The organism is Phyllobacterium lublinensis (genome assembly GCF_020164435.1).
Classification (GTDB): Bacteria; Pseudomonadota; Alphaproteobacteria; order Rhizobiales; family Rhizobiaceae; genus Phyllobacterium; species Phyllobacterium lublinensis.
Window position 1 is genome coordinate 62,924 of record NZ_JAIUDQ010000015.1, and the last position, 23,747, is coordinate 86,670.

Annotated in this window: 26 protein-coding genes; 17 read left to right on the forward strand and 9 right to left on the reverse strand. The window is 57.8% G+C overall.

Annotated features, from left to right (window positions below; all coding sequences use genetic code 11):
* The first annotated feature begins 27 nt into the window (after positions 1-27).
* From K9U38_RS17335 to leuC, 3 genes are all read left to right on the forward strand, one after another.
* The gene (locus K9U38_RS17335) at positions 28-822 is read left to right on the forward strand and encodes a basic amino acid ABC transporter substrate-binding protein (protein ID WP_224495606.1); all 795 of its coding nucleotides are present in this window, start codon (positions 28-30) and stop codon (positions 820-822) included.
* 47 nt (positions 823-869) lie between these two features.
* On the forward strand, positions 870-1,655 hold the full coding sequence (locus K9U38_RS17340) for an amino acid ABC transporter permease (RefSeq protein WP_224495671.1): 786 nt from the start codon (positions 870-872) through the stop codon (positions 1,653-1,655).
* 159 nt (positions 1,656-1,814) lie between these two features.
* Positions 1,815-3,224 (forward strand): 3-isopropylmalate dehydratase large subunit, encoded by a 1,410-nt coding sequence (gene leuC / locus K9U38_RS17345; RefSeq protein WP_224495607.1) that lies wholly within the window; start codon positions 1,815-1,817, stop codon positions 3,222-3,224.
* Positions 3,225-3,371: 147 nt separating this feature from the next.
* Here the strand turns inward: leuC and queF are convergent, their stop codons facing one another.
* The 5 genes from queF to K9U38_RS17370 form a co-directional block, all read right to left on the reverse strand.
* On the reverse strand, positions 3,372-3,830 hold the full coding sequence (gene queF, locus K9U38_RS17350; protein WP_224495608.1) for a preQ(1) synthase: 459 nt from the start codon (positions 3,828-3,830) through the stop codon (positions 3,372-3,374).
* Positions 3,827-4,213: a 6-pyruvoyl trahydropterin synthase family protein gene (locus tag K9U38_RS17355; RefSeq protein ID WP_224495609.1), complete on the reverse strand. Its 387-nt coding sequence runs from the start codon at positions 4,211-4,213 to the stop codon at positions 3,827-3,829. Before K9U38_RS17355 ends, queF begins: the two co-directional genes overlap by 4 nt.
* An 85-nt stretch (positions 4,214-4,298) precedes the next feature.
* Complete coding sequence (queE, locus tag K9U38_RS17360) at positions 4,299-4,958, reverse strand: 7-carboxy-7-deazaguanine synthase (RefSeq protein WP_224495610.1); 660 nt, start codon at positions 4,956-4,958, stop codon at positions 4,299-4,301.
* Positions 4,955-5,665 carry a 7-cyano-7-deazaguanine synthase QueC gene (gene queC, locus K9U38_RS17365; RefSeq protein ID WP_224495611.1) on the reverse strand — a complete coding sequence of 237 codons (711 nt, stop codon included), beginning with the start codon at positions 5,663-5,665 and terminating at the stop codon, positions 4,955-4,957. Before queC ends, queE begins: the two co-directional genes overlap by 4 nt.
* A gap of 73 nt (positions 5,666-5,738) precedes the next feature.
* Complete coding sequence (locus K9U38_RS17370; protein WP_224495612.1) at positions 5,739-6,143, reverse strand: hypothetical protein; 405 nt, start codon at positions 6,141-6,143, stop codon at positions 5,739-5,741.
* 173 nt (positions 6,144-6,316) lie between these two features.
* Here K9U38_RS17370 and K9U38_RS17375 point away from each other — a divergent pair, with 173 nt between their 5' ends.
* The 6 genes from K9U38_RS17375 to K9U38_RS17400 all read left to right on the forward strand — a co-directional run bounded on the left by K9U38_RS17375 (position 6,317) and on the right by K9U38_RS17400 (position 10,992).
* Positions 6,317-6,790, forward strand: coding sequence for a GNAT family N-acetyltransferase (locus tag K9U38_RS17375; protein ID WP_224495613.1), 474 nt, complete (start codon positions 6,317-6,319; stop codon positions 6,788-6,790).
* A gap of 372 nt (positions 6,791-7,162) precedes the next feature.
* Positions 7,163-7,561 carry a succinate dehydrogenase, cytochrome b556 subunit gene (sdhC, locus tag K9U38_RS17380; protein WP_224495614.1) on the forward strand — a complete coding sequence of 133 codons (399 nt, stop codon included), beginning with the start codon at positions 7,163-7,165 and terminating at the stop codon, positions 7,559-7,561.
* 13 nt (positions 7,562-7,574) lie between these two features.
* Positions 7,575-7,958: a succinate dehydrogenase, hydrophobic membrane anchor protein gene (gene sdhD, locus K9U38_RS17385; protein WP_224495615.1), complete on the forward strand. Its 384-nt coding sequence runs from the start codon at positions 7,575-7,577 to the stop codon at positions 7,956-7,958.
* An 8-nt stretch (positions 7,959-7,966) separates the two neighbouring features.
* The gene (gene sdhA, locus K9U38_RS17390; protein WP_224495616.1) at positions 7,967-9,799 is read left to right on the forward strand and encodes a succinate dehydrogenase flavoprotein subunit; all 1,833 of its coding nucleotides are present in this window, start codon (positions 7,967-7,969) and stop codon (positions 9,797-9,799) included.
* A gap of 18 nt (positions 9,800-9,817) precedes the next feature.
* Positions 9,818-10,597 (forward strand): succinate dehydrogenase iron-sulfur subunit, encoded by a 780-nt coding sequence (locus tag K9U38_RS17395; protein WP_224495617.1) that lies wholly within the window; start codon positions 9,818-9,820, stop codon positions 10,595-10,597.
* Between the two features lie 107 nt (positions 10,598-10,704).
* A complete protein-coding gene (locus K9U38_RS17400) occupies positions 10,705-10,992 on the forward strand; it encodes a hypothetical protein (protein WP_224495618.1) in 288 nt (95 codons plus the stop codon).
* A 115-nt stretch (positions 10,993-11,107) separates the two neighbouring features.
* Here the strand turns inward: K9U38_RS17400 and K9U38_RS17405 are convergent, their stop codons facing one another.
* Positions 11,108-11,545, reverse strand: coding sequence for an OsmC family protein (locus K9U38_RS17405; RefSeq protein ID WP_224495619.1), 438 nt, complete (start codon positions 11,543-11,545; stop codon positions 11,108-11,110).
* Between the two features lie 398 nt (positions 11,546-11,943).
* Between K9U38_RS17405 and K9U38_RS17410 the strand changes: the two genes are divergently transcribed.
* Together K9U38_RS17410 and K9U38_RS17415 are read left to right on the forward strand one after the other, a co-directional pair.
* Positions 11,944-12,237: a hypothetical protein gene (locus K9U38_RS17410; RefSeq protein WP_224495620.1), complete on the forward strand. Its 294-nt coding sequence runs from the start codon at positions 11,944-11,946 to the stop codon at positions 12,235-12,237.
* A 29-nt stretch (positions 12,238-12,266) separates the two neighbouring features.
* The gene (locus K9U38_RS17415) at positions 12,267-13,307 is read left to right on the forward strand and encodes an aldo/keto reductase (protein WP_224495621.1); all 1,041 of its coding nucleotides are present in this window, start codon (positions 12,267-12,269) and stop codon (positions 13,305-13,307) included.
* Here the strand turns inward: K9U38_RS17415 and K9U38_RS17420 are convergent.
* Positions 13,304-14,545, reverse strand: a complete 1,242-nt coding sequence (locus tag K9U38_RS17420) for a ubiquinone biosynthesis hydroxylase (protein ID WP_224495622.1) — start codon at positions 14,543-14,545, stop codon at positions 13,304-13,306. The genes K9U38_RS17415 and K9U38_RS17420 overlap by 4 nt on opposite strands.
* A 91-nt stretch (positions 14,546-14,636) precedes the next feature.
* On the opposite strand from K9U38_RS17420, the gene tesB reads away from it, so the two are divergent.
* From tesB to K9U38_RS17450, 6 genes are all read left to right on the forward strand, one after another.
* A complete protein-coding gene (tesB, locus tag K9U38_RS17425) occupies positions 14,637-15,506 on the forward strand; it encodes an acyl-CoA thioesterase II (protein ID WP_224495623.1) in 870 nt (289 codons plus the stop codon).
* A 252-nt stretch (positions 15,507-15,758) separates the two neighbouring features.
* Positions 15,759-16,097, forward strand: coding sequence for a P-II family nitrogen regulator (locus K9U38_RS17430; RefSeq protein WP_106712667.1), 339 nt, complete (start codon positions 15,759-15,761; stop codon positions 16,095-16,097).
* A 26-nt stretch (positions 16,098-16,123) separates the two neighbouring features.
* Entirely contained in the window at positions 16,124-17,548 is a 1,425-nt protein-coding gene (locus K9U38_RS17435; RefSeq protein WP_370631978.1) for an ammonium transporter, read from the forward strand.
* 347 nt (positions 17,549-17,895) lie between these two features.
* Positions 17,896-20,505, forward strand: coding sequence for a DNA translocase FtsK (locus K9U38_RS17440; protein ID WP_224495624.1), 2,610 nt, complete (start codon positions 17,896-17,898; stop codon positions 20,503-20,505).
* 190 nt (positions 20,506-20,695) lie between these two features.
* On the forward strand, positions 20,696-21,367 hold the full coding sequence (locus K9U38_RS17445; RefSeq protein ID WP_224495625.1) for an outer membrane lipoprotein carrier protein LolA: 672 nt from the start codon (positions 20,696-20,698) through the stop codon (positions 21,365-21,367).
* 195 nt (positions 21,368-21,562) lie between these two features.
* Complete coding sequence (locus K9U38_RS17450; RefSeq protein ID WP_224495626.1) at positions 21,563-22,369, forward strand: exodeoxyribonuclease III; 807 nt, start codon at positions 21,563-21,565, stop codon at positions 22,367-22,369.
* A gap of 112 nt (positions 22,370-22,481) precedes the next feature.
* On the opposite strand, the gene K9U38_RS17455 is transcribed toward K9U38_RS17450, so the two are convergent.
* Positions 22,482-22,940, reverse strand: a complete 459-nt coding sequence (locus K9U38_RS17455) for a cyclic nucleotide-binding domain-containing protein (RefSeq protein WP_224495627.1) — start codon at positions 22,938-22,940, stop codon at positions 22,482-22,484.
* Between the two features lie 38 nt (positions 22,941-22,978).
* Positions 22,979-23,662, reverse strand: a complete 684-nt coding sequence (locus K9U38_RS17460) for a response regulator transcription factor (protein WP_106712663.1) — start codon at positions 23,660-23,662, stop codon at positions 22,979-22,981.
* Positions 23,663-23,747 lie beyond the last annotated feature (85 nt).

The window sequence follows — 23,747 nt, forward strand, 5'->3', positions numbered from 1 at the left end:
CACGCGAACACGTGACAGGGGTTTGAGATGAACTTGCGATCCGTTCTTTTGGCAGGGCTGATGCTCGCCGTAACGCCATTCTCCGCCGTAGCTGCCGATCTGCCCGATCTTGGTGGCAAACAGGTTACCGTTGTAACGGAGAACGCCTACCCACCTCTGCAATTCGTCGACCCGAAGACCAGCAAGCCGGTCGGATGGGAGTATGATGCGATGAACGAGATCGCCAAGCGGCTCAATCTCAAGATCGAATATCTGAACACGAGCTGGGACGCGATGATCCAGGCTGTTTCGGACAACCAGTATCAAATTGGCATGACCGGCATTACCATCAATGACGAACGCAAGCAGAAGGTCGACTTCTCGGACCCCTACATGCGCTCTGAGCAGTTCATGCTGGTGCGCAGCGATGACAATCGCTTCTCTGACGCCAAAAGCTTTGCCGAAACCAAGGATACGCTCGTTGGAGCGCAGCCAGGCACGACCAATTTCTACGTAGCCGTCTACAACGTCCTGGATGGCAACGAGCAAAATCCGCGTATCAAGCTGTTCGAAACATTCGGCGCGACCATCCAGGCTCTCAAGACCGGGGATGTCGACCTTGTTCTGACCGACAGTACCGCCGGCAAGGGCTATGTCGACGCGTCGGGCGGCGCCTTGAAGCTTGTTGGAGGACCGCTTGGGGCCGAGGATTTCGGCTTCATTTTTCCCAAGGGTTCGGATCTTGTTGCGCCGGTCAATGCGGCCATTGCCGCTCTGAAGGCCGATGGCACATTCGACGCGCTCAACAAGAAATGGTTCCTTGACTACAAGCTTGGCCAGTAAGCTGAATAGTGGCCGATAGCACGCAGAATAGGAATTCTTCCGAACGGATGGATTTCCCATGGTGGTTGTTGGCAGCGGTGGCAATTGCCATAGCGCTGGGCATAGCCATCCTGGTCAGCCCGATCTACGGGCAGGTCTTCTCGACGGTATCCCAAGGCATCTGGATCACCGTCTGGGTTTCGCTGCTTGCCTTCGTCCTCGCTTCGCTGCTCGGTCTGCTTCTGGCCGTGATGAGCTTGTCCAACCATATCGCCGTGAGGCAGATCGCAAGGTTTTATGTCGAGATCATGCGTGGAATTCCGCTGCTGGTGCTCTTGTTCTACATTGCCTTCGTCGGTGCGCCGGCCGTTGTCGCACTGTGGAATCTCGTTACCCTGCCCCTGCAGAGCGCCGGTTTCATCGACCCCATGCAGGTTCGTGATTTTTCGCTGCTTTGGCGCGCCATCATTGCGCTCATGCTCGCCTATGCGGCCTTTCTTGCCGAGATCTTCCGTGCCGGAATCCAGGCCGTGGACCACGGACAGATCGAGGCGGCAAAGGCTGTCGGCCTCAAACGATTTCAACGCTTTCGCCTCATCATCATGCCACAGGCCATCCGCATCATCCTCCCGCCCTATGGCAATGATTTCATTTCGATGGTCAAGGATTCCTCGCTGGTATCGGTGCTGGGTGTCGTCGACGTCACGCAGATGGGCAAGGTCTATGCCTCCGGATCCTTCCGCTTCTTCGAAACCTATTCTGTCGTTGCCTATGTCTACCTGATCCTGACGATAAGCCTGTCGCTCGGGTTGCGCTGGGTGGAGCGCCGGTTGGGCCGGGCCGCGCGTGGGTGACATGGAGAGTGCTGTAATCAGGCTTTGACCCGTCCTTGAAGAGCGGCGCATTGTCGCCGGAATATTACTTTTTTCGCTTGTTTCTTGACGTAAGTGGACCTCGAGTGCATATGTCCACGAAATAATTGTAAAGCACGAAACCGTGCCGAGGATATCGCCATGACTGCGCCACGTACACTTTATGACAAGATATGGGATGACCATCTGGTTGATCAGCAGGATGACGGCACGTGCCTCCTCTATATCGATCGCCATCTTGTGCATGAGGTGACCAGCCCGCAGGCTTTCGAAGGCCTGCGTGTAGCGGGTCGCAAGGTTCGCCATCCTGAGAAGACGCTGGCAGTGGTCGACCACAACGTGCCGACCTCACCGGACCGCATCCACGGAATCAAGAACGAGGAAAGCCGCATTCAGGTCGAGGCGCTCGCCAGGAATGCCGCGGATTTCGGCGTCGAATATTACTCCGAGAAGGATATCCGCCAGGGTATCGTTCATATTATCGGACCCGAGCAGGGCTTCACACTGCCAGGCATGACGATTGTCTGCGGCGACAGCCACACCTCCACCCACGGCGCCTTCGGCGCGCTGGCGCATGGCATCGGCACATCCGAAGTCGAGCATGTTCTCGCCACCCAGACGCTGATCCAGTCGAAAGCCAAGAACATGCTGGTGCGTGTCGATGGCGTTCTGCCGGCCGGGGTTACCGCCAAGGACATCATCCTTGCCATCATCGGCGAGATCGGGACCGCTGGCGGCACCGGCTATGTCATCGAATATGCTGGCGAAGCCATTCGCGCACTGTCGATGGAGGGCCGCATGACGATCTGCAACATGTCGATCGAAGGTGGTGCCCGTGCCGGCTTGATCGCACCAGACGAAACCACATTCGCCTACGTCAAAGGCAAGCCGCGGGCGCCAAAGGGTGCCGCCTTCGAACAGGCGGTCGAATACTGGAAAACGCTGAAGAGCGATGAGGGCGCCCATTTCGACAAGGTGGTCGTGCTGAATGCGGCTGATCTGCCGCCGATCGTTTCCTGGGGCTCATCACCGGAAGATGTCATCTCCGTCACTGGCGCGGTACCCAATCCCGATGAGATTGCCGACGAAACGAAGCGCTCGTCGAAATGGCGTGCGCTCGACTATATGGGCCTGAAGCCGGGCACGCCCATCACCGATATCAAGCTCGACCGCGTGTTCATCGGTTCCTGTACCAATGGCCGCATCGAGGATCTGCGTGAAGTCGCCAAGGTTGTCGAGGGCCGCAAGGTCAGCGAGACGGTTGCTGCCATGATCGTTCCGGGCTCGGGCCTCGTCAAGGAACAGGCGGAAGCCGAGGGCCTCGACAAGATTTTCAAGGCAGCCGGATTTGACTGGCGCGAACCGGGATGCTCCATGTGCCTTGCCATGAATGATGACCGGCTGAAGCCGGGCGAGCGCTGTGCGTCGACGTCCAATCGCAACTTCGAAGGCCGCCAGGGTTTCAAGGGCCGCACGCATCTCGTTTCGCCAGCCATGGCCGCAGCGGCGGCGATTGCCGGTCACTTCGTCGATATCCGCGAGTGGAAGTAACGTCTGCTTATTGTCGCGAATTGATTCGCGGCTACACACCCACCGCTCCGTCATCCTCGGGCTTGACCCGAGGAACCATCTCTTAACTGCACCCCCGGTTAACTCCGAGCCTACTCGATGGGGGTGAACAGGGGAGAGGCGAGATATTCAACGCCCCCGATAACTCGGCACACCCTGATCGGGCAGCCACAGGCCATCCGGCACCGGCCCGGTTTGCCAGAATACGTCGATCGGAATGCCGCCGCGCGGATACCAGTAGCCGCCGATGCGCAGCCACAAGGGCTTGACCGCTTCCACGATACGCTTGCCGATGTTGACAGTGCAATCCTCATGGAACGCGCCGTGGTTGCGGAAGCTGCCAAGAAACAACTTCAACGACTTGGATTCGACAAGGGTTTGGTCCGGCGCATAATCGATGACAAGGTGACCGAAATCCGGCTGGCCGGTCACCGGGCAAAGCGAAGTAAATTCCGGGCAGGCAAATCGTGCGAGGAAAAGCGTGCCGGCCTGTGGATTGGGCACGGCGTCAAGCACCGCCTCGTCAGGATGCTGCGGGATTCTCACGTCCTTGCCAAGCATCGTCGCCTGTTCTGCATAGTGACTCATGCTGCTGTCCTTTCCATCTCGAATTCGCCCTGGTATTCGCAGCCTTCGCCGCACGTATCGCGATAGACGCCGACCTGCGCCAGACCGGGCAGGACACGGGCAAAATGCCGCCACAACCAGATGGCGATGTTCTCGAGCGTCGGCGTCTCAAGCCCGCTGATCTCGTTGAGATAGCGGTGATCGAGTATTTCGAGGGCACTGTCGAAGGCGTCTTTCACCGCCCCGAGGTCGGAAATGAGGCCAGTCTGCGCATCCGGCTTGCCGTCCAGCGTCACGCGAACGCGGAAACTGTGGCCATGCAGGCGCGTGTTGACATGTCCGTCGGGAAAAATATGCGGCAAATGATGGGCCGCTTCGAACGTGAATTCGTTGAAGATTCTCATGGATGCTCCGTCAGCTCTGGCGCAATACAGGCGCCCGCCAAAGCAATTCCAGCAACGGGAACTGCGGTCAATAAAGAGCCTGCCATCAGGGCAAGCCGATCAATTTATGTGTCTGCGTGCTCAGCCGCCAAAGCGGGTGAGCGAGGCAATAGGCCGCTGCAGATGCCACATGCGAGGCGGTTTGCGCCGGATCACCGATGACGTCAAGAGGTTGCAAATAGAAATGCTGGAAGGAAAGGTGCTCGAAACGCGATGGATGAGTCTCGGCTTGCGCTTGTGGAAAAACAAGCTTGAGCTCGTTGCCGCGGGTCTGCACCAATGGCGCATCGGCCTTGGGCGAGACGCAGATCCAGTCGATCCCTTCCGGCGCGGCGATGGTTCCATTGGTCTCGACGCCCACTTCGAGGCCGCGTGCATGGAAAGCCTCGATCAAGGGCGTGTCGAGCTGGAGCAGCGGTTCCCCGCCCGTGCAGATGACATAGGGCTTCGCGCCCGAATTTCGTGTGGCTGGCCAATGCGCCGCAACGGCATCGGCAAGGGCATTGGCGGTCTTGAATTTGCCGCCGCCCGGCCCATTCACGCCGACGAAGTCCGTATCGCAGAACTGGCAGACCGCTTCCGTCCGGTCGCGCTCCAGGCCCGACCACAAATTGCAGCCGGCAAAGCGCATGAATACCGCGGCCCGGCCAGTATGATTACCCTCGCCCTGCAGTGTCAGGTAGATCTCCTTGACGGCGTAGGTCATGCGGCTTCCGCCTTGAACTTCTGCCACCCTGCCGCGCGCAATTCGCACGCCGGGCAGTTGCCGCAGCCATATCCCCACGCGTGCCGCCTGGAGCGGTCGCCGAGATAACACGTATGGGTTTTCTCGACGATGAGATCGAGGAGGTTCTGGCCGCCAATATTTTGTGCCAGCGCAAAGGTCTCGGCCTTGTCCAGCCACATCAAGGGCGTCTCAATGGTGACGCGACGGTCGAGGCCAAGCGAAAGCGCTGCCTGTAGCGCTTTCAGCGTGTCGTCACGGCAGTCGGGATAGCCGGAATAGTCGGTCTCGCACATGCCGCCGACGATAACCCGCAACCGGCGCCGGTAGGCGAGTGCTCCGGCAAGTGTAAAGAACAGGAGATTGCGGCCGGGTACAAAGGTATTGGGCAGGCCATTCTCCGCCATTTCGATAGCGATGTCGTCCAGCATGGCCGATGCGCCAAGTTGGCCCACAATGTTCGCATCGAGCATGTGATCGTCGCCCAGCCGCTGCGCCCATTGCGGAAATCCCTCGGCGATCGCGGTGCGAAATTCACGGCGTACCTCGAGCTCGATCCTGTGGCGCTGGCCATAATCGAAGCCGACGGTCTCGACGCGGTCGAAATTGGACAATGCCCAAGCGAGACATGTGGCGGAATCCTGTCCCCCGGAAAACAGGACGAGCGCGCCGTCTAGATTGCGAGCCATATTGCTACCTCGTTGAAAGCGGCCCCAATACAGGGCGCAGCCAACCGAGGCAAATCAAATCTTGCTATGGAACCTAGTCGCAGCCGGGATGGCCAAGCACCGGTGTTTCATTCCGGTCAAGACCATACATGTAACCCCGGCCCTGAATCACAAACGGGCTGTTGCATCCACCAGTATTGGGAGCGGGGACGACACCTACGACGAGTGGGTCACTCACTGGCGAAATGACCGCCGGTCCCTTGCCGCGCTTGTAGACCGGTACCTGCCGCCGGATATCACGGCCGAGCTTGTCGGATCGCGCTGCTGCGGCACCGACAAACACAATCTTGGGGCCGCCGGGCTCGTGCAGGATGACATTGCCATATTCGTCGCCGTAGCTATTGCCGGGATTGAAACCATCTGCCGCCGCAAGCTGCGAACTGGTCACAAGCGCCAGTGACGCCAGCACCGAGCAGGTTAGATTCTTCTTCTGGAACATGGCGACCCTCGATCGTCGAATTTGTCTACTGGCCAGATTAACCCTTTATTAACAATTGTCATCTGCCCAAAGTCTAATCAAATCGATTTTCATCCCGGGTGCAGGTTGACGGGCGCGATGCAATCAACCAATCCTCAGGGCAAACGAGCAGGCATGAAGGGACGGAAGCAATCATGAGCAAAAAGACTGCAGATGAACACGCCATCGACATTTCCCTGTTGCACCTGAGCGATGCCCATGAATTCGCGCCGCTGCTCGCCAGTTATGCGCAGGCGCTGAAGCGTGGAGCTCCACGCCGTCCGGATGATTACTACGCGGAAAATCTCTTGCGTGACCGGGCTGCGGAGATCGCCGGGGCACGACTCGATGGTCAACTCGTCGGTTTTGTCATTTTCTACGATCTGCCCGAGCCGGTTTCCGGGATGCGGGCGGGCCAGGTGGATCACATCTATGTCCATCATGACCACCGCGGCAAGGGCATCGCCAAGGCGCTGATCGACGTGCTTGCCGACAAGGCAGAAGAGCGGGGTTGGACAAAGCTCTCGCTCAATGCACCGCGCGTTCCGGAAGATGGGCGCAAGCTTTATGAACAGGTCGCGGCTCCCGCCGACTGGACCAGCTTCATCATTCGCTTCGGAAATCAATAGGCAAAGTTCCGATGAAGGGTGCCGCCGTGCTGGCGGCATCCTGCAAGCGACCCGCCCTGTCGCATACAAACACGACCGGAGCGACCTCGAATTGGACGATCGGAGCATATTCCGGGTTGACTCACGCAATTATTTTTTGCATCACACCGTGTCAGAAAAAGACACTTTCGAGACTGTTTTGAGAGCTTTAAACGATTGAATTTTAAGCAAAAACCTTATTGACTTGCTATTGGTGCCAATTCGCCGCATGAGGGGGTCGAATGGGGCTTTGACGCAGTGCAAAAACCGGATTAAAACCCTTCTAAATTGCCTCTATCCAGCCTTTTCGGCCCTGCCCGCCAGTTCAGGCGCGGCGCTACTCTTGGGGACGCTATGAGCAAGACAACACTCCATGCAAACCGGCCACTGTCGCCGCATTTGCAAATCTACAAGCCGATTCCAACCATGGTCATGTCCATCGTCCACCGCATCACCGGAGGAGCGCTCTATTTCGGCACATTGCTGGTTGCCTGGTGGCTGATCGCGGCAGCGACGAATGAAGACTATTTCAATTTCGTCAACGCGATCTACGGCTCATGGATCGGCCTCCTTGTCCTCCTCGGATATACGTGGGCGCTTCTCCATCACATGATTGGCGGCATCCGCCACCTGATCTGGGATACGGGGCGCGGCCTGGAAAAAGAGACCACCACGAAGATGGCTTGGGCCTCGCTCGTTCTTTCCATCACGTTGACGATCCTCGTCTGGATCGTCGCATTCACAATCGTTTAAAGGAGGCCGAACGATGGGCGACATGCGCACGCCGCTTGGCAAGGTTCGCGGTCTGGGTTCTGCGAAAGAAGGTACGGACCATTTCTGGCGCCAGCGGCTGACGGCCGTGGCCAATATCCCGCTCATGCTGTTCTTCATCGGGTTTATCCTGTCGCTGCATGGCGCGGGCTATGCCGAAACCAGAGCGGCCCTGTCCCATCCGCTGACGGCGCTGGTTCTGTCGCTGGTGCTTATCTCCGGCCTCTATCACATGCGCCTCGGCATGCAGACAATCATTGAAGACTATGTTCATGGCGAAGGCACAAAGATCGTGCTGCTCATGCTGAACACGTTTTTTTCCGTCGCGGTTGGTGTTGCCAGCGTTTTTGCGATCCTCAAGCTGAGCTTCGGAGGCTGAGCCACATCATGGCACCAACAGATAGCAAGGCCGCGAAGGCCTATACATTCGTCGACCACAAGTTTGACGTGGTTGTGGTTGGGGCTGGCGGCGCGGGCTTGCGTGCAACGCTCGGCATGGCAGAGCAGGGCCTGAAAACGGCCTGTATTACCAAGGTATTCCCGACCCGCTCGCATACGGTGGCGGCGCAGGGCGGCATTGCCGCCTCGCTCAGCAATATGGGCCCGGATTCCTGGCAATGGCATATGTATGACACGGTCAAGGGATCCGACTGGCTCGGTGATACTGATGCAATGGAATATCTTGCCCGGGAGGCGCCGGCCGCCGTCTACGAACTGGAACATTACGGCGTACCGTTTTCACGTACCGAAGAGGGCAAGATTTATCAGCGTCCCTTCGGCGGCCACATGATGAACTATGGCGACGGTCCGCCCGTGCAACGCACCTGTGCCGCGGCAGACCGCACGGGTCACGCCATCCTGCACACTCTTTATGGCCAGTCCCTGCGTAACAATGCGCAGTTCTTCATCGAATATTTCGCGCTCGACCTCATCCAGGATGAGGAAGGCACGATCACAGGTGTCGTTGCCTGGAACCTCGACGATGGCACGATCCACCGCTTCGCGGCGAAGATGGTCGTGATGGCAACCGGCGGTTACGGTCGATCCTACTTCTCTGCAACGTCCGCACACACCTGCACGGGTGATGGTGGCGGCATGGTTGCCCGTGCCGGATTGCCGCTACAGGATATGGAGTTCGTCCAGTTCCACCCGACCGGGATCTATGGCGCAGGATGCCTGATCACCGAGGGTGCGCGCGGCGAGGGTGGTTACCTGGTCAATTCCGAAGGCGAACGCTTCATGGAGCGCTATGCGCCTTCCGCCAAGGACCTGGCGTCGCGGGACGTGGTTTCGCGTTGCATGACGCTGGAAATCCGCGAAGGCCGAGGCGTCGGCAAGAACAAGGACCATATTTTCCTGCATCTTGATCATCTCGATCCAGCGGTCCTGCATGAACGCCTTCCGGGCATCTCCGAATCGGCGAAGATTTTCGCAGGCGTTGACCTGACAAAGGAACCAATACCGGTCCTGCCGACCGTTCACTACAATATGGGCGGCATTCCAACCAACTACTGGGGTGAAGCGCTCAACCCGACAGAGGCAGATCCCGACCGCATCCAGCCCGGTCTGATGGCCGTCGGTGAAGCGGGGTGCGCCTCGGTACATGGCGCAAACCGCCTCGGCTCCAACTCGCTCATCGACCTTGTGGTGTTTGGCCGCGCGGCTGCAATTCGCGCCGGTCAGGTCATCGATCGCAACGCCAAGGTTCCGGAGATCAATGAGTCGTCGGTAACAAAGATCATGGACCGCTTCGACCGCCTGCGGCATGCCAATGGCGGGACGCCAACGGCAGTCCTGCGCGAGAAAATGCAGCGGACAATGCAGGAAGATGCCGCTGTTTTCCGTACGTCGGAATCGCTGAAGTCCGGCGTAGACCGAATGGAAAAGATCTGGAGCGAATTGCCGGATGTGAAGGTTACCGACCGATCGATGATCTGGAATTCCGATCTGGTCGAGACACTGGAACTGGAAAACCTCATGGCCAACGCCCTGACGACGGTGGTTGCCGCCGAAGCCCGCAAGGAAAGCCGGGGCGCGCATGCCCATGAGGATTTCCCGAGTCGCGACGACGTAAACTGGCGCAAGCACAGCCTCGCCTGGCTCGCTCCCGATGGCAAGGTCACGCTTGGTTACCGTCCCGTTCATCTTGATCCGCTGGTCAGGGAAGAGGATGGCGGCATCAGCCTTGCCAAGATCGCGCCGAAAGCGCGTGTGTATTGATTTAGGGATCAGAGCATTATGGTTGAACTTGCACTTCCCAAGAATTCGCAGATGCGGCCCGGCAAGACATGGGACCGGCCGCAGGGTGCCAACAATCTGCGTGAATACCGCATCTATCGCTGGTCGCCGGACGATGGCGAAAATCCGCGCATCGACACCTATTACGTCGATCTCGACGACTGCGGCCCGATGGTTCTCGATGGTCTGCTATGGATCAAGAACAAGATCGATCCGACCCTGACGTTGCGCCGCTCGTGCCGCGAGGGCATTTGCGGTTCGTGTGCCATGAATATTGATGGCACCAATACGCTTGCCTGCACCAAGGGTATGGACGAGATCAAGGGAGCGGTGAAGATTTATCCATTGCCGCACCTGCCTGTGGTCAAGGACCTGGTGCCGGATCTTTCCAATTTCTATGCCCAGCACCGCTCGATCGAGCCTTGGCTGAAGACGGTTTCTCCCGAGCCGGCAAAGGAATGGCTTCAAAGCCATGAGGACCGCGCCAAGCTGGACGGTCTTTACGAATGTATCCTTTGCGCCTGCTGCTCGACATCCTGCCCGAGCTATTGGTGGAATGGCGACCGCTATCTTGGACCGGCCGTGCTCCTCCAGGCCTATCGCTGGCTGATCGACAGTCGCGATGAAGCGACGGGCGAGCGGCTCGACAATCTCGAAGATCCGTTCCGGCTATATCGCTGCCATACGATCATGAACTGCGCGCAGACGTGCCCTAAGGGTTTGAATCCAGCCAAGGCGATTGCAGAAATCAAGAAGATGATGGTGGAGCGGCGGGTTTGATCTGACGCGAACGATTGAGCAAATGCCATCAGACTAAGGTAGCGATTGCCCGTAACGACATTGTGGCGTAGGGACCAATCATGGTTTGGTTTCGATGGGGCATTGACATGACAAGATCGGGAGTTGATGCCCTGTGCGCCCGGGTTACCCGGGCCCTCATTGCTCTTATCGCATTGATTTTGATAATTTTACCAAGCCATGCAGAAAACCTATCGAAAGAGGATGCAGACCGGGTCAAGCAAGCAATCGAATCAAACTGGGCTCATCCTGCTGACTTGCTGGAAAGCCCTCGGCGGGCACTTGTCCGAGCAGCACCCTACCATCTGCCAGAAAAAGAATATCACAAATGGAAGGTCATGACATTGACCTTCCATATATCCGCACTAGAGCATTGACGGTGAGAATGGGATCACCGAAAAAAGCCCTATCTCTTTTTTCTTAAGCAACTCCGGACGTGAACCGCTGCGCACGTTCTCTGGAACTGCTTTAGAATCCTGACTTGGCCCGGTCTTATCCTAACCTTGCATCCAGCGTGACTTCGATGGCGCCAAGTGCCTTCGACAGCGGGCAACTGGCCTTCGCCTGTCCCGCAAGCTTCTGGAACGTGGCATCATCGATACCCGGGACGGTACCGACAAGCGTCAACGCGCTTTTTGTAATCTCAAAACCGCCGCCGGCGGCAGGATTAACTGTTACCTTTGCCTTGGCGTCGATATTTGCGGCCGGTGTGCCATTCTCCGCCAGAAAATGCGACAGTTGCATGGCGAAGCATCCCGCATGGGCGGCGGCGAGAAGTTCCTCTGGGTTGGTGCCGGATGTTCCGCTTTCGTCCTGAAAGCGTGCCTTGAAGTTGTAGGGAAGACCTTTGAGTGCGCCGCTTTGCGTGTCGAGTGTGCCGGACCCGTCGGTAAGAGCGCCTTTCCAGATTGCCGTTGCTTGTCTGTCCATTTTAATCTCCCTCGTTGACGTTGTTTGCAAGACGTGTGGTGCGCCGTGATCAGGCCTGGCGATAACGGTTCCATGCCAGCATGGTTCCGCATCATAGCCATGGCACCGCATTATTCCATCGCCTAATTTACGGGCTGATTTCGCTCCCTCTAAACTGAGTTTTTCATAGAGGGATTTGATAATGCATATTGTCTTGGCGGTCTTCGCGCTCCTTGGCTTCGGTCTTTCTGGTGGTACAGGTTGAACGTGTTGAATGAGGTAGCGGGCGATATAATCGACGGGCGCCTGCGCGGAGATTTCCGGCGCAGGAAAATTCGACTGCAGGCGGAGCCTTCGCCGCTCACCGCGATCGAGGACCCGGTTCTTGCGGCCGCGACCTTGCGATTATAGACGAAGATGTGCTGATAACCGACGGCCACGTTGATGTTGTAAGGAGTGTGATCCTTGATACCAGCAGTCCGAAAAAGGCGGATGAGGCAATGATCTACGCACAATGGGCTTTAGGCCAGATTGGCGACACAGCAATCATGATCGAAAAAGTTGCACCATTTCTACGCCAACAACTTACTGAACTGGAAAAGTGCGAATTGATTGATATGGTGGATGATGCCGCTTGCGCCGTCCCCGTCTCCCAACGTTACGGCCAGCGCGTCAGAACGCTAAAGCAGAGACTTGGACTCCAGGTCGACTGACAACCCGAGATCAAAAACAGGAAAATCCCGTGAAACTGAAAAAACTTGGCCGGACGGATATCGACGTTACGGAAATTTGCCTCGGCACGATGACCTGGGGTGTGCAGAACACGGAAGAAGATGCGCATCGGCAGATCGATTATGCGCTCGAGGCAGGTGTCAATTTCATGGACACGGCGGAAGTATATGCCATTCCGTCGAGCCCTGAGACCTATGGCAAGACCGAATCCTACATCGGTACCTGGTTCAAGAAGACCGGCAAGCGCGATCAATTTGTACTCGCCACCAAGATATCCGGCGGAGGCAATAGCTGGATCCGCAATGGAACGCGCCCGGACCGCAAATCTGTGCGCGAGGCCGTGGAAGGCAGCCTCAAGCGGCTGCAGACCGATTATATCGACCTCTATCAGGTGCATTATCCGGCTCGTGGCCACTATCACTTTGGATCGGCATGGCAATATGCGCCGCAGACACAGGACAGCACACTGGTCACGGCGCAGATTGAAGAGGCGCTTGCCGGTCTTGATGATATGGTCAAGGAAGGCAAGGTCCGGCATGTTGGACTCTCCAACGAGACGGCATGGGGCATCGGCCAGTGGCTGAAACTTGCCGAGCGTAGCGACCTGCCGCGCGTGGCTTCCGTACAGAACGAATACAGCCTGTTGCAGCGGGCTTTCGATCTTGATCTTGCCGAAGTCAGCCATCATGAGGATGTCGGGCTGCTGGCCTATTCCACGCTGGCCTCGGGCGTGCTGACCGGCAAGTATCTCGATGGCAAGGTGCCGGCTGGAACGCGCGGCGCTATCCAGCCGGGTGGTCTCTGGCGCAACAATGAGCATTCGGCACCGGCGGTGCGGGCCTATATCGACCTTGCACGCAAGCATGGTCTTGACGTGGCGCAGATGGCTATCGCCTTTGCCCTGACGCGCCCGTTCATGACCTCCGTCATTATCGGGGCAACGACGATGGAGCAACTGAAGAGCGATATCTGGGCGAGCACGATCACGCTGTCACCCGAAATCCTCAAGGAGATCGAGGCGATCTACCGGAAATACCCGCGCCCGCTCTAGATCGGCTGTCCTTGCAACAGCTTGGGCGCTGTCGTCGACAAACCCGCGGCTTGGCGGATGAAGAATCCCTTGAGCCGCGGCATCCGTTCGACGAGGCCGAGGCCGAAGTCGCGCAGTGCCCGCACAGGGACGCTATCATTTGAAAACAGCCGGTTCAGGACATCGGTGGTGACGCCCATCTGGACTGTGTCGAAGCGCCGCCAGGTCTGGTAGCGTTCGAGAACCGCCACCGAGCCGATATCGAGCCCGAGCCGGTCAGCATCAACGATGGTCTCGGCCAGCGCTGCCGCATCCTTGAAACCGAGGTTCAATCCCTGTCCGGCGATCGGATGAATGCCGTGAGCCGCGTCTCCGGCAAGAGCAAAGCGCGGCTTGACGAAATCGCGCGCCAGCGTCAGGCCGAGCGGAAATGATTTGCGCCCGCCCTCGATGTGCAGTTCGCCAAGCTTCAGGCCGAAACGCTGTTCCAGTTCATGCTCGAACACAAAATCGTCTTCGTTGATCAGCCGCTCCGCATCATCCGTCCGTTCGGTCCAGACCAGTGAGGAGCGGTTGCCCTTCAACGGCAGGATGGCGAATGGACCGGCCGGGAGGAAATGCTCCTCGGCGCGGCCATGATGGGGACGCTCATGGGCGACGGTACAGACGATGCCTGACTGGCCGTATTCCCAGTTCACCGTCTTTATCCCGGCCATGTCACGCAGCCTTGACCTGACGCCATCGGCAGCGATCAGCAGCCGCGTGCGCAAACTCTTGCCGTCGGCATAGCGGACCGTCAGATAGGCTTCGCCGTGCTCGAAGCCGCTGACGGGAGCTCCTTCTATGAAGGCGATGCCGAGTTCCTCGGCCTTGGAGCGCAGCGATGCATTGAGTATGCGGTTCTCAACCATGTGGGCGAAGGGCTCGCCTGGCTCGATCTCCCCATTGAAGGTCAGGAATACCGGCCGAACCGGGTCCGCGGTACGCGAGTCGGTGACGGTCATTTCATTGATGGGTTGCGCTTGCGGAAGGATGGCCTCCCAGCAGCCGAGCCTGTCGAGCATGCGGCTTGCCGCGGCGGCAATCGCCGATGCGCGCGTGTCGTTGCGCCAGACGCCCGCAGGTGCCGCATCAATGACGGTTACGCCCAAATGCGGCGCCGAGGATTTCAGCGCGACGGCGGTCGCTAGTCCTACATAACCAGCGCCGGCGATGATGATATCTGTGCCTGGTTGCTCAGTCCGGGTTCGTTCGACCATGATTGCCTCCTGGTTGTACCCAATGCGGTGCTTGACTTGTTCGCCTGTTCCTGTTGCAAGCGTTGAAGATACGCGAACAGGAGATGCGTTCATGTCTGACGCCATGAAAGAGCTTTTGTCCATACTCGATCTTGAAGCGCTGGAACACAATCTGTTTCGAGGTCGCAGTCCCCAGTCCGGCTGGCAGCGGGTCTTTGGCGGGCAGGTTATCGGTCAGGCCCTGGTTGCGGCGCAGCGCACGGTTGATCCGACGCGTCACGTGCATTCGCTGCACGGCTATTTCATGCGTGCCGGTGATCCGAAGGTACCCATCATTTACGAAGTCGACCGGATTCGCGACGGATCGAGTTTTACCACCCGCCGCGTGGTCGGAATTCAGCATGGGCAGGCCATTTTCTCGCTGGAAGCGTCGTTCCAGATCGACGAGGCGGGACTGGAACACCAAAAGCCCCGCCCGCTCGACATTACCCCGCCCGAACAGCTGATCAGCGACCGGGACCTGAAAGAACAATATTTGCAGAATGCACCCGCCAATATCCGCAGATATTGGGAGCAGGACAGGCCGATCGAGTTGAAGCCGCTGTCGCTTGCCCATTATTTCTCGCGTGAAAAGCTGCCGCCGCAGCAAAATGTCTGGATCAGGGCAACCGGACCGGTGCCGGATGATCGCGGGGTCCAGGCTGCAGTTCTGTCCTACCTGTCGGATATGACGCTCCTCGATACGTCCCTTTATGCCCACGGCCGGTCGATTTTCGACCGTGATCTGCAGGTCGCCAGCCTTGACCATGCAATGTGGTTCCATCGGCCCTGTCGTTTCGATGACTGGCTACTTTATGCGGCAGACAGTCCGAGCACATCGGGTGCGCGTGGCTTTAATCGTGGTGCAATTTACAGTCGTGATGGCACTCTGATTGCCTCGACGGCACAGGAAGGCCTAATTCGTGTGCACGCCCAGGAGTGAGCTTTGCTGAATCCGCTGCATCTGCCTATTTTTTGATCAACTTGCTGCGAATCACGTAACGCGCGCACCTACCGACAAAAATATTCATTCATAATCAATCAGTTATAAGCCGCCTCCGAGTCTGGCACGGAACTTGAATACTCCTGAGCAGTCACCTGGTCGAATAAGGCTTTAGGCGATGGGTTCAACGCGGATTCTTGCTTCTCGGGTAATTCCACCCGGAGGTACCGCGCTAGCGCAGGGGTATAGTCAATGAAAATTGTGATGGCCATCATCAAGCCGTTCAAGCTGGACGAAGTGCGGGAAGCACTCACCGCTGTCGGCATCCAGGGCCTGACCGTCACTGAGGTGAAAGGTTATGGGCGCCAGAAGGGGCACACCGAAATATATCGCGGTGCAGAATATGCGGTCAGCTTTCTGCCCAAACTGAAAATCGAGGTGGCGGTCGCTTCCGAGCTCGTAGACACCGCCGTCGAGGCCATTACGACAGCCGCCAAGACCGGTCAGATCGGCGACGGAAAAATCTTCGTTCTAAGCATCGAGCAGGCCGTCCGTATTCGCACAGGCGAAACGGACACCGACGCGTTGTGAGTTATTTGGGGTTCAAGGAGAGCATAATGAAAATTCCAACCAGTCTGACATCTGCGGCGCGCAGCACCCTTATGGGATCGCTGGCGTTGATCGCATTCGGTTCGCTGGCTGCCTTCGCTCAGGAAGCCGCGCCAGCTGCTCCCGCCGCTGCAGCGCCAGCCTTTACGGTCGACAAGGGTGACACCACCTGGATGATGATCTCAACCGTACTCGTACTGTTGATGACCATTCCGGGTCTCGCCCTCTTCTATGGCGGGCTTGTCCGCGCCAAAAACATGCTGTCGGTGCTCATGCAGGTCTTCACGATCACGGCTGTGGTGATGCTGATCTGGGTATTCTACGGCTACAGCCTCGCATTCACGCCGGGCAACGCCTTCGTCGGCGGGTTCTCCAAGGCATTTCTCGCTGGCGTGGACGTAACAACGCTTTCCGAAACTTTCTCGAAGGGCGTGGCCATTCCTGAGCTGGTCTTTGTCATCTTTCAGATGACCTTCGCCTGCATCACGCCTGCACTGATCGTCGGTGCTTTCGCCGAACGCATCAAGTTCTCGGCGGTCGTGCTGTTCGTCATCCTCTGGGTCACGTTCGTCTATTTCCCTATCGCCCATATGGTCTGGTTCTGGGGCGGTCCAAGCGCTTATTCCGATCCGGGTGGCCTTATCTGGGGCTTTGGCGCGATTGACTTCGCGGGCGGCACGGTTGTCCACATCAATGCGGGTATCGCCGGCCTGGTTGGTGCCCTCATGATCGGCAAGCGTGCCGGCTACAAAAAAGACATCATGGCACCTCACTCCATGACGCTCACCATGGTTGGTGCATCGTTGCTTTGGGTTGGCTGGTTCGGCTTCAACGCAGGCTCGAACCTCGAAGCCAATGCCTATGCCGGCCTTGCAATGATCAATACCTTCGTGGCAACCGCTGCGGCAACGGTCATGTGGATCCTGCTGGAATCCATCCTGCGCGGAAAAGCTTCCATGCTGGGTGCGGTCTCGGGTGCCGTTGCGGGTCTGGTCGCGGTTACTCCGGCAGCGGGCTTTGTCGGTCCAACGGGCGCCATTGTTCTTGGCGCCGTTGTGACAGTAGTCTGCTACTTCTTCGTGGCGGTCGTGAAGAACACCTTCGACTATGATGACAGTCTCGATGTCTTCGGCATCCATTGCGTCGGCGGCATCGTCGGTGCTCTCGGCACCGGCATTCTGGTCAACCCGGCCCTCGGAGGCGCTGGTATCGTCGACTATTCGACGGCCGACTTTGCTGCGGGCTATGCGGGCACTGCAACCCAGTTGTGGGCGCAGTTCAAGGGCGTGGCGGTCACACTCCTTTGGTCCGGCATCGGCAGTGCGATCCTCTACAAGATCGTCGATCTGATTGTCGGTCTGCGTGCATCGCCAGAGGCCGAACGCGAAGGTCTCGACCTGACCTCGCACGGTGAAGCTGCCTACCATTCGTAACGGGCTGCTTTGACTGCAATCCGATGGGCCCGGTTCTCCGGGCCCATTTGTTTTGGGGCTTACTTTTCTTGCCGTGGGAAATTTAGTGCGTGGTTCGACAAGCTCACCATGAGAGAGGTTGTGGCATGCCGACAATCGCGATTCTCGTTGGCTCCTATGGGGTCTGCTCGACGTCCCTCATGGTGATCTTGTCGAACCACGCACAGCACCTACATCCGATCCTGCTAAATTCCTCCCGGGTTGTTCCCATGGTTAATGCCCCCTTAACCATCGGCGTCTTAATTTGAAGACTCTCGAATCTGCGGCATGTCACAGCCGCCAGTATGCGTCACGTGGGGCCGGATTTCATGCGTCAAGGTTACTCAGCGTCTTATGCAATTGAGGACGAGCGGCAGGGGTTGACCCGCATCTTCCGCCGGCAGATCCATATCCTCTGGGGTCTGGCGCTGTTTTGCTTTGTCGCCTTTGCAATTGGCAGCCTTGCCACCTGGAACGTCACCGATCCCAGTTTCAGTCATGCAACCTCCAATCCGGTTCATAACGCGCTCGGTTATCCCGGTGCGGTCTTCTCCGATCTCGGCATGCAGTTCTTTGGACTTTCGATGCTCGCTGCGCTGATGCCTGCGCTGTTCTGGGGCGGGCTGTTGTTGACCGGGCGGGGGGTTGACCGCGTCCCGCGCCGCATCGCTGCCTGGATCTGCGCCTCCCTGATGGCGGCAGCCATGGCCGGTTGTTTTTCAATCCCTGCGAGCTGGCCGATGCCGATCGGCCTTGGCGGCGTATTCGGTGACATGGTCCTCAAGTTACCAGGGATCTTCATCGGCACATTTCCCCGCGGTGGTCTTGCTATGATACTCGTGGCAATCCTTGCATTGCCGACCCTTTGGGTATTCGGATTTGCGAGCGGCATTACCTACCGCGACAGCGAGCCGGCCATGCTCAAGAAATCCAAACGCCACGTGGCGGAGGATGATGATTACGAAGATGACGAAGACGAAGAGGATGATGGCGGCGGCCTGTTGGCTCTTGGTGCGCTGACCCACTGGGTCTTGAGCGCCCGGGCACTGCTCCGCCGTATTTTTGGCCACGGCACCCGCGCTGTGCGCCGGAGTGAAGACGAATTCCTCGACGATGTTCCGGCTCCGCGTCAACGCGGCACCAGCGAGCGGCGCGAACCCGGCTTCCATGACGCCGCACCTCGGGTCGAGGCACCTTTGATTGATATAGGCGAGGACTTTGATGATAGGTCCGATCGCTTCGATCCCGTCGCATTCAGCGATGACGATGCGGATGTTGATGATTGGGCGCCGCAAAGAGCCCCCGCACGACAGGCAGCTGGGCAACCCGCCCGGACCGTGACGGCACGGATCGATACGCCAGCTCCGGCCCCACGCGCCGGTGCGCGTGTCCAGCGCGAGGCCCAGGCATCCCTGATCAAATCCGACGAATTCGAAATGCCCTCGCTGCACTTTCTCAGCGAACCCAAGAATGTTATCCGCAATCCGAGCCTGTCGAAGGAAGCCCTGGAACAGAATGCGCGGCTGCTTGAGGGGGTACTCGAAGATTTCGGTGTGCGCGGCGAGATCATCCACGTTCGGCCCGGCCCGGTCGTTACGCTCTACGAACTGGAACCGGCCCCCGGTATCAAATCGTCGCGCGTCATTACCCTCGCCGACGACATCGCCAGATCGATGAGTGCCATCGCAGCACGTGTTGCCGTGGTCCCCGGGCGCAACGCCATCGGCATCGAGTTGCCAAACCTGACGCGCGAGATGGTCTACCTGCGCGAGCTTCTGGCAAGCCGGGATTTTGAACAGACCAAGACCAAGCTGGCACTGGCGCTCGGCAAGACCATCAATGGCGAGGCAGTCATCGCCGATCTTGCCAAGATGCCCCATCTCCTGGTTGCCGGCACCACCGGCTCGGGTAAGTCGGTGGCCATCAATACCATGATCCTTTCATTGCTCTACCGGATGACGCCGGAGCAGTGCCGCCTGATCATGATCGACCCAAAGATGCTGGAACTGTCGATTTATGATGGAATTCCACATCTGTTGACGCCTGTGGTTACAGACCCGAAGAAAGCCGTCGTTGCGCTCAAGTGGACGGTCAAGGAAATGGAAGACCGCTACCGGAAGATGTCGAAGGTGGGCGTGCGTAACATTGACGGTTTCAACCAGCGTGTCGAACAGGCTCACAAAAAGGGAGAACGTATCGCCCGCACGGTTCAAACCGGGTTTGACCGGGCCACGGGGGAAGCGGTTTATGAAACGGAAGAGCTCGACCTGAAGCCGATGCCCTATATCGTCGTCATCATCGACGAGATGGCGGACCTGATGATGGTTGCCGGCAAGGACATCGAAGGCGCGGTTCAGCGCCTGGCACAGATGGCGCGCGCGGCCGGCATCCACGTGATCATGGCAACGCAGCGTCCGTCTGTTGACGTGATCACCGGCACGATCAAGGCCAACTTCCCCACCCGTATATCGTTTCAGGTTACGTCGAAGATCGATTCCCGGACGATTCTCGGCGAGCAGGGCGGCGAACAGCTGCTGGGCATGGGCGACATGCTCTACATGGCAGGTGGTGGGCGGATTCAACGCGTACACGGACCATTTGTTGGCGACGACGAGGTGGAAAAAATCGTGCAGCACCTGAAGTTGCAGGGTGTCCCGGAGTATCTCGATTCGATCACCGAAGAGGATGAGGACGATGAGGACGGCGGACCAACCGGCACCTCCAACCTTGAGGATTCAGACGACCCTTACGATCAGGCGGTGGCAGTGGTCCTTCGCGACAAGAAGGCCTCGACCAGTTACATCCAGCGTCGGCTTGGTATCGGTTACAATCGAGCTGCGTCGATCATCGAACGCATGGAACAGGAAGGGCTCGTCGGACCTGCCAACCATGCGGGCAAGCGGGAAATTCTTGTGCCGACACAGGATGAGGATTTCTGAGAAACCGTGCCGTAACGTAACGAATTTGCGCGCAGTTATGGTATGATGAGTGCGGGGTGATTACATAACGTTCAAATAGTGCGGTTACGTAACAGAATGTGGAACAAGAAACGGGCGCCTGCCGTTTCTTAGCCATACTGAAGCCAAACTGGCTGAATACAAGCAGGTCATGACGACAGGAGACACGACCATGAAAAAGACAAGAGCACCGTTTCGCGCCATTGGCTCGCTTGCCAGAGCCTCAGCGGTTGCGTCCATGGTCGGAATGGGGATGCTTGCCGGTGCAAGCGCCGCATTGGTAGCTCCGGCGCTTGCACAAGCGGCCCCCGCCGGTATAGGCGCGGCGCAAGAGATAGCCAACAAATTTTCAGGTGTTAAAACCCTGACCGGGGACTTCGTTCAGTTCGGCCCGCGCGGCGAGCAGACCGAGGGCACGTTCTATATCGAACGGCCCGGCAAGATCCGCTTCAACTACAACAAGCCATCGCCGATACGTGTCATCTCGGACGGCAATTCCGTGGTGATCAACAACCGAAAACTGGATACATGGGATCTCTATCCGCTTTCTAAAACGCCGCTGAAACTGCTGCTTGGCAACCAGATCGACCTTTCCGGTGGGCGGGTCAAATCGGTCAAGCAGGAATCGGACATGACCACGATCGTTCTTGGTGACAAGTCGGTATTTGGCAATTCCACCATAACGATGATGTTCGACCCGAAGTCGTACGATCTGCGCCAGTGGACAATCACGGATGCCCAGGGACTGGATACGACGGTCATGATAACAAATGTTCGCACCGGTGTTCGCTTTGCCGACGACATGTTCAAGATCGATTACACCCGCATTGCCATGAAGAAGTAGCGCAGCCTTGCGCCTGTCGAAATCTTTTGGCATGACGCGCATGCGTGGTTCACCAAGCTCTACATGAGTGAAGCGGGCTTTGTGTCGTTAAGCCGCCGATACAGGCGGCTATCGATTGCGACGATCGCCGTCCCTCATGTGAGCTTGTCGAACCACGCAATAGCCTAGAGCAGCCCATTCACGCCGCGAGATCCCATGCCTTTTTCCGTCGCTACCTGGAACATCAATTCGGTGCGCCTGCGCTTGCCGCTGGTCCTGAAATTCCTGGCTGATCATCGGCCGGACGTCCTTTGCCTGCAGGAAACGAAATGCCCGGACGATCTCTTTCCGCGCGATGCCTTTCGCGAAGCCGGATATGAACATGTCGAAATCAGTGGTCAAAAGGGCTACCACGGCGTTGCAACGCTATCACGCCGTCCTCTGGAGGAAGCGGCTCGGGTGGGGTTCTGCAACATTGCCGATTGCCGGCACTTGAGCACGGTGGTGACTGCCGGATCAAAACGGCTGCGCATCCACAATTTCTACGTTCCCGCGGGTGGTGATGAGCCCGACCCGGAGATCAATCCAAAATTCGCTCACAAACTTGGTTTCCTCGACGAGATGAAGGCCATGAATGCGGTACACGGCGATGGACACGCGTCCCTGCTGGTCGGCGATCTCAACATCGCGCCGCTGGAAACCGATGTCTGGTCGCACAAACAGTTGTTGAAGGTTGTCAGTCATACACCGATCGAGACCGAAGGGCTCGAAGCGCTGCGCACGAATGGCGGGTGGAGCGATTTGATGCGCCATCACATTCCGCCGACCGAGAAAATCTATACCTGGTGGAGCTACCGTGCTGCCGATTGGGCGGCGGCAGATCGCGGCCGCCGACTTGATCACATCTGGGGGTCGCCGGACCTCGAACATGATCTGACCGACATCACGGTCTTGCGTGAGGCGCGAGGTTGGGACCGTCCTTCGGACCACGTGCCGGTCATCGCCCGATTCAATATGGATTGATAATCGGGACAAGCCGCGCTTGAGCGAAGAAATCGCCAATCTGAATCAATAAATCGCAGAATTCGTCCGAGAATTTCGACCGCAGCTCGAAACAATGAGGTGGCAGCGTGTGCTAGCGTTCGCCGAACAGATGTTCGTATCGGGTGATCGCCTCGATCATTTCACTGAGATCAGCGGCGATCTGATCATGCAAGGCGGCGGCAATATCGGGGTATTCCTCAAGGATACGCCTGAAAAGCGAACGGTTGAGCCGGATGACCTCCGTCTCGGTTTCGGCCATGGCGCTGGTCAACCGCTTTGTCTGGGCGATGATCGCCATCTCGCCGAGGACGGCGCCCGGCCCGACATTCTTCAACACGACGCGGCCGGAAGGCCCTTCGCGAAACAGAGAAATCTCACCGCGATCAATGACATAGGCGCAATCGGCGGATTGGCCTTCGCGGTAAAGCTCCCGGCCCTCCCTCAGGACGAGCCGCTCGGTTCCGAAGGCAAGCAATCGCAACTGGTCGCGCGTAAACGTCTCGAACAGCCCCACAGTCTCCAGAATGCGAATATCATCTTCAATTGCCATGCAATTACAGACATATACCTAGATTGGCCCCATCGGCATCAAGGAATGAGCTTGTATCCCCCGCTTTCGGTGACAAGTATGGTCGAATTCGACGGATCGTGCTCAATTTTCTGCCGCAACCTATAGACGTGGGTTTCCAGCGTGTGCGTGGTCACCCCCGAATTGTAACCCCAAACTTCCTCCAGTAGAACGTCACGGGTGATGACCTTACCACCCGCACGGTAAAGATATTTTATAATGGCGACTTCCTTCTCGGTAAGCCTGATCTTGCCACCCTTGGCGTCGATCAGCATCTTCTGTCCGGGCTTGAACGTGTAGGGCCCAACGACGAAAGTGGCGTCTTCACTCTGTTCGTGCTGACGTAGCTGTGCACGAATTCGCGCCAGCAGCACTGCAAACCGGAACGGTTTCGTTACGTAGTCGTTTGCCCCCGACTCCAGACCCAGAATGGTATCCGAATCGGTATCGTGCCCGGTCAGCATGATGACTGGAGCCTTGAACCCGCCCTTGCGAAGCAGTTTTACCGCCTCGCGTCCATCCATGTCGGGAAGGCCGACATCCATGATCAATAGATCGACAACCCCGTTTCGTGCTGCCTGGACACCCTTGGTGGCGTTATCTTCCTCTATGATCTGGAATTCTTCATAAAGGCTCAACTGCTCAACCAGAATTGCCCGCAGGTCCGAATCGTCGTCGACGATAAGAATGGTACGCGCTGTCATCAGATCTCCCGCAACTGGAAAGAAGTGGTTGGAATTTAAGTCGAATTAGACAGGAAAGATAGAGCATCGACTTGATATTGGTTAT

What these genes read in the sequence shown, in the direction of transcription:
- K9U38_RS17335 (WP_224495606.1), top strand. Translation starts at nt 28, where the DNA reads ATGAACTTGCGATCCGTTCTTTTGGCAGGGCTGATGCTCGCCGTAACG.
- K9U38_RS17340 (WP_224495671.1), top strand. Translation starts at nt 870, where the DNA reads ATGGATTTCCCATGGTGGTTGTTGGCAGCGGTGGCAATTGCCATAGCG.
- leuC (WP_224495607.1), top strand. Translation starts at nt 1,815, where the DNA reads ATGACTGCGCCACGTACACTTTATGACAAGATATGGGATGACCATCTG.
- queF (WP_224495608.1), bottom strand. Translation starts at nt 3,830, where the DNA reads ATGAGTCACTATGCAGAACAGGCGACGATGCTTGGCAAGGACGTGAGA.
- K9U38_RS17355 (WP_224495609.1), bottom strand. Translation starts at nt 4,213, where the DNA reads ATGAGAATCTTCAACGAATTCACGTTCGAAGCGGCCCATCATTTGCCG.
- queE (WP_224495610.1), bottom strand. Translation starts at nt 4,958, where the DNA reads ATGACCTACGCCGTCAAGGAGATCTACCTGACACTGCAGGGCGAGGGT.
- queC (WP_224495611.1), bottom strand. Translation starts at nt 5,665, where the DNA reads ATGGCTCGCAATCTAGACGGCGCGCTCGTCCTGTTTTCCGGGGGACAG.
- K9U38_RS17370 (WP_224495612.1), bottom strand. Translation starts at nt 6,143, where the DNA reads ATGTTCCAGAAGAAGAATCTAACCTGCTCGGTGCTGGCGTCACTGGCG.
- K9U38_RS17375 (WP_224495613.1), top strand. Translation starts at nt 6,317, where the DNA reads ATGAGCAAAAAGACTGCAGATGAACACGCCATCGACATTTCCCTGTTG.
- sdhC (WP_224495614.1), top strand. Translation starts at nt 7,163, where the DNA reads ATGAGCAAGACAACACTCCATGCAAACCGGCCACTGTCGCCGCATTTG.
- sdhD (WP_224495615.1), top strand. Translation starts at nt 7,575, where the DNA reads ATGGGCGACATGCGCACGCCGCTTGGCAAGGTTCGCGGTCTGGGTTCT.
- sdhA (WP_224495616.1), top strand. Translation starts at nt 7,967, where the DNA reads ATGGCACCAACAGATAGCAAGGCCGCGAAGGCCTATACATTCGTCGAC.
- K9U38_RS17395 (WP_224495617.1), top strand. Translation starts at nt 9,818, where the DNA reads ATGGTTGAACTTGCACTTCCCAAGAATTCGCAGATGCGGCCCGGCAAG.
- K9U38_RS17400 (WP_224495618.1), top strand. Translation starts at nt 10,705, where the DNA reads ATGACAAGATCGGGAGTTGATGCCCTGTGCGCCCGGGTTACCCGGGCC.
- K9U38_RS17405 (WP_224495619.1), bottom strand. Translation starts at nt 11,545, where the DNA reads ATGGACAGACAAGCAACGGCAATCTGGAAAGGCGCTCTTACCGACGGG.
- K9U38_RS17420 (WP_224495622.1), bottom strand. Translation starts at nt 14,545, where the DNA reads ATGGTCGAACGAACCCGGACTGAGCAACCAGGCACAGATATCATCATC.
- tesB (WP_224495623.1), top strand. Translation starts at nt 14,637, where the DNA reads ATGTCTGACGCCATGAAAGAGCTTTTGTCCATACTCGATCTTGAAGCG.
- K9U38_RS17430 (WP_106712667.1), top strand. Translation starts at nt 15,759, where the DNA reads ATGAAAATTGTGATGGCCATCATCAAGCCGTTCAAGCTGGACGAAGTG.
- K9U38_RS17435 (WP_370631978.1), top strand. Translation starts at nt 16,124, where the DNA reads ATGAAAATTCCAACCAGTCTGACATCTGCGGCGCGCAGCACCCTTATG.
- K9U38_RS17440 (WP_224495624.1), top strand. Translation starts at nt 17,896, where the DNA reads ATGCGTCAAGGTTACTCAGCGTCTTATGCAATTGAGGACGAGCGGCAG.
- K9U38_RS17445 (WP_224495625.1), top strand. Translation starts at nt 20,696, where the DNA reads ATGAAAAAGACAAGAGCACCGTTTCGCGCCATTGGCTCGCTTGCCAGA.
- K9U38_RS17450 (WP_224495626.1), top strand. Translation starts at nt 21,563, where the DNA reads ATGCCTTTTTCCGTCGCTACCTGGAACATCAATTCGGTGCGCCTGCGC.
- K9U38_RS17455 (WP_224495627.1), bottom strand. Translation starts at nt 22,940, where the DNA reads ATGGCAATTGAAGATGATATTCGCATTCTGGAGACTGTGGGGCTGTTC.
- K9U38_RS17460 (WP_106712663.1), bottom strand. Translation starts at nt 23,662, where the DNA reads ATGACAGCGCGTACCATTCTTATCGTCGACGACGATTCGGACCTGCGG.